This is a genomic window from Streptococcus sp. HMSC076C09, assembly GCF_001837905.1.
GTDB lineage: Bacteria > Bacillota > Bacilli > Lactobacillales > Streptococcaceae > Streptococcus > Streptococcus parasanguinis_I.
The window spans coordinates 1-394 of sequence record NZ_KV834625.1 but is presented as its reverse complement, the minus strand read 5'-3'; the positions used below and the strand labels follow the sequence as shown (position 1 = coordinate 394).

The following is a 394-nucleotide window of genomic DNA, read 5'->3' as shown; positions in this document are numbered from 1 at the left end:
CTTTTAGTTTTACCTTAATTCGTTTGTTGTTGTAGTAATCAATATAGTCGACAATGGCTTGTTCCAAGTGCTCAAGTGACTGAAACGTATTCTCATAACCATAAAACATTTCAGACTTAAGAATGCCAAAGAAAGATTCCATCATACCGTTATCTGGGCTATTTCCCTGACGTGACATAGATGGTTGGATTCCCTTATTCTTTAAAAAATGATGATAGAAATCGTGTTGGTATTGCCATCCTTGGTCACTATGGAGAATTGTATTTTCGTAATGGTTCGCTGTAAAGGCTTGTTCTAGCATAGCTTTCATTTGTACTAAGTTCGGCGAAGTAGAAAGATTGTAGGAGATAATTTCGCTGTTAAAGCCATCTAAAACTGGTGATAAATAAAGCTT

Annotated in this window: 1 protein-coding gene; it reads right to left on the bottom strand. The window is 35.8% G+C overall.

Going from position 1 to position 394, the window contains the following annotated elements; genetic code table 11:
* Positions 1–394, bottom strand: a 394-nt coding sequence (locus HMPREF2704_RS02600; protein ID WP_141760626.1) for an IS3 family transposase, incomplete at both ends; no start/stop codon positions are given.